The sequence below is a fragment of the Petralouisia muris genome (assembly GCF_004793545.1).
In the GTDB taxonomy this organism is placed as follows: Bacteria; Bacillota; Clostridia; order Lachnospirales; family Lachnospiraceae; genus Petralouisia; species Petralouisia muris.
Genome location: NZ_SRYA01000173.1, coordinates 1 through 2,995, shown reverse-complemented (window position 1 = coordinate 2,995; position 2,995 = coordinate 1). Strand labels below are relative to the sequence as shown.

Below are 2,995 nucleotides of genomic sequence, written 5' to 3'. Positions count from 1 at the left end.
GTTATTATATGACACAAAATCGCTATTTATATAGCAACAGGCTTGCTTTGCTTTTGGAAAAAGAAGGAGTGCTGGATGATATAAAGCTGCGTATAAGCACATATTTTGACGAGTTTATTATTGACGAGGTTCAGGATATTGCTGGGCGCGATTTTACATTTTTAGAAAATCTTATGGAAAATCCGTTGGATATGCTTTTTGTAGGTGACTTTTACCAGCATACATTTGATACCAGCCGGGATGGCAAGGCGAATGGAACATTATTTGACGACAAGAAAAAGTACGAAGCACGATTTACGAAAAAAGGATTTTCAATCGACAATACAACATTACAGAATAGCTGGAGATGCAGTAAAACTATTTGCAATTATATTAACGACCATATTGGAATTGAAATATCATCAAATCGTCCTGCAGAAGATGACACCGCAATCGAATTTGTAGACGATGAGAAAAGAATAATGCCAATACTCGCAGACAAAAACATTATTAAACTTCACTATCAAAATGGGGCTAAGTTTGGTTACTGCCACAAAAATTGGGGAGAAACAAAGGGAGAGGATCATTATAAGGATGTATGCGTGATGTTAAATAAGACTACCGCCAAGAAACGTACAGCTGGTAAGTTATCGGAACTGCCACCATCCACCAAGAATAAACTATACGTAGCAATTACACGTGCAAGGGGAAATGTTTATTTAATAAATGATTTTTAGAAACTGGGAGCCTCAGTTCCCCTGCTTAGCCATCGCCAGCAATGATAACACAGGTGATTGCAAAAATATCCTTATAATTGTGTAAATCATGGCAGATTGTATCGACATGAACCGTGTCGCCCTGTGTGAGATACAGCATATAGTAACGGTGTCTTATGAGATAAATATAAGTAGCGTTGTTAAAGTGCTATTATTTTATTTTTTGCTTTTTGACATTTGTATTGGAATTTTCGTTCTGTCCCGGAATAGGAATTCCAATGTTTGAGACCTAAATGCAAATTAGTGTTGGGGCTCGGTCGGCACATTCTTTCTGCAGGGGGTTGCATGATCTAACTGGGATCCTTCTCGACTTTCTCCGTACGGGCTACTATGATCGTTCAGATGGAGATATGCACGGACGCATTACAAATGGATATTGGTGGTCGTTTGTCGCTAGTTCTGACATGAATGGGCACTATTTAGCTACATATCCAACGGGTGTTGTTCCTCAGGATGATAATTACCGCGGCTACGGTTTTGCCGTTCGCTGTGTGGTACGGGAGGGGTGAGAGAGGAGATTTTAAAAAAGAGTTTTTAGGCGTTATGGTATTTATCCATAAAATGTGGTATACTAAAGATAGTTGAATTGATTGGAGGAGTTTGTATGACAGTAGATGCAGCTTGGGATTATGCCATTGGTATGATTAAAGTGGATGGGCTGGAACCAACTGAAGATTTTAAGAAATATATTGAATTGGAAAAAAACGGGCAAGCTACTACGGAAGATTTAAAGAAATATTTGGACAAAAAGTATAAGGTAAAGCAGGATGCTTGATCCATATGTATATCCCGGAACTAATATCCTCAGGAATATCTTAGGCATTCAAGATCGGCAGATACTGGATGATGCAGAGGCAGATTATGTTTCCCTTCGTCTAAGAGAACTCGCTGAGAATCCATTAGAAGGGAGTTATGATGTTAATCATTTTGCCAAAATGCACAAATATATCTTCCAGGATATTTACGAATGGGCTGGAAAAATCCGTACAATCAATATAGAAAAAGAGGAACCTGCACTAGGTGGTTTATCCATAGAATATTCGGACAAAGTAAAAATTGAGGGCGATCTGTCTGACGCCTTAAAGAAGATGGTGTCACGTTCTTGGACCAATCTATCTTTAGATGACAGGGCAAAATATTTTTCAGAAGATTTAGCGGCAGTATGGAAAGTACATGGTTTTCGTGAAGGCAATACCAGGCTTGCTGTGACCTTTTGTTGCCAGTTTATTGAGGCGCAAGGAATTCCCATTGACCGAACAATTTTTGAGAAACATAGCACGTACGCCCGGACTGCGCTCGTTGCTTACTCAGCAGTATTCCACGATTTAGGGGATCTATCTAAGAAAGAATACTTGGAAAGAATCATCAGAGATTCTTTGGAGCATGCGAAAACACTGTGTAAGGTATAAAACTTTAAAAAGCCCGCGGAATCCCGCAGGCTTTTAATACATAAGTTACTCACAGCCGGGCCGTGCATTGTTAAAGTGCTATTATGTTGTTTTAATTTATCCCTTTTTTGTTTTTTGGCATTTGTATCGGAATTCTCGTCCCATCCTGGAACAGGAATTCCAATGTTTTATCAGCATATACGGTCACGGATTCAATCATAGAGTTCCATAAATCATCATCGAACTCATCCAAAATATCCCCACATTCCCGCAACTCGTCCAAGCAACGGCGGATCTGCTCTTTCCTTCCCGATTGTTCCAGGATCTCTTTTTGTATGGCCTCGATTTCTTCCTCAGCCTTTTTACATTCTGTATCCAGTTCGGAAAAACGCCGGTTGTATTTCTCCTGGTCTTGGATCTGCCTCGTGTTTTCTTCCATATAAAGACGGAGATTATTCATCAGATGACTATGCTTGTTTTGAGCTTCAGCCAGTTGCCTTTCTAACTTACTGGTATCAGCGAGCAGCGGCAACATTTCCTCAAACCGGGCAATATACTGTTCTTTATCGCCAAGCATCCGGTTAAATGCTTCCACGAAGGCTGCTTTGAGGGCTGCCTCATCCAAATTCGGAGTGGAGCAGGCCGTTTTTTCTTCATATTTTTGGTTGCAGCGCCAAATGTATTTACGGTGCTTACTGTTACTGTGCCAGACCTTCCGGCCGTAATAACCGCCGCAGTCTCCACAGATAACCTTTGCTGTAAACGGGCTGCTGCGGTGCAGCTTATGGCGTTCCGGCCGCCGCCGTTCAATCTCTTTTTGCACCAGGTCAAAAGTTGCCGGGTCAATGATGG

At 41.0% G+C, this 2,995-nt stretch carries 4 protein-coding genes; 3 read left to right on the top strand and 1 reads right to left on the bottom strand.

Annotated elements, in window-relative coordinates:
• The 3 genes from E5329_RS28730 to E5329_RS28725 form a co-directional block, all read left to right on the top strand.
• The coding region (locus E5329_RS28730; protein ID WP_135992525.1) for a hypothetical protein at nt 1-716 on the top strand (716 nt) is incomplete at its 5' end.
• Nucleotides 717-1,359: 643 nt separating this feature from the next.
• Entirely contained in the window at nt 1,360-1,530 is a 171-nt protein-coding gene (locus tag E5329_RS30240; protein WP_016287952.1) for a hypothetical protein, read from the top strand.
• Nucleotides 1,523-2,164, top strand: a complete 642-nt coding sequence (locus E5329_RS28725; protein WP_135992524.1) for a Fic/DOC family protein — start codon at nt 1,523-1,525, stop codon at nt 2,162-2,164. The genes E5329_RS30240 and E5329_RS28725 overlap by 8 nt, the downstream gene beginning before the upstream one ends.
• Nucleotides 2,165-2,255: 91 nt before the next feature.
• On the opposite strand, the gene E5329_RS28720 is transcribed toward E5329_RS28725, so the two are convergent.
• Nucleotides 2,256-2,995 (bottom strand): zinc ribbon domain-containing protein (locus E5329_RS28720; protein WP_275443872.1); only part of this gene is annotated, 740 nt, incomplete at its 5' end.